This window comes from Mesorhizobium silamurunense, from assembly GCF_014843825.1.
GTDB lineage: Bacteria > Pseudomonadota > Alphaproteobacteria > Rhizobiales > Rhizobiaceae > Mesorhizobium > Mesorhizobium silamurunense.
On the sequence record NZ_JHQR01000441.1, the window covers coordinates 1 to 245 of the forward strand.

Annotated in this window: 1 pseudogene; it reads right to left on the reverse strand. The window is 61.2% G+C overall.

Annotated features, from left to right (window positions below):
• Positions 1 to 134: pseudogene (locus DH10_RS35885) on the reverse strand (AhpC/TSA family protein); the annotation flags it as partial.
• Between the last annotated feature and the right edge of the window lie 111 nt (positions 135 to 245).

A 245-nucleotide genomic window follows, 5' to 3' on the forward strand; every position in this document is an offset into this window, starting at 1 on the left:
AGCCCAACCAGCACTGGTTTCTCGCCTCGGAAATCGTCGATGGCGATCTTGCCCTCGCGGGTAATCGCGTCGAGCACGACATTGGGCGCCGTTTCGCCAAGTTGCAGCGGGCCTATGTTGAGACGTTCTGACATGCTGGGCCCTCCTCGCGGGTCAATCCACAACGGATGTGCGGGCGGATGGCTTGAGCCCATGTGCGGCACATACGTCCTTGGGCATGCTGAAATGGCGGTCGGCCTTAGGAC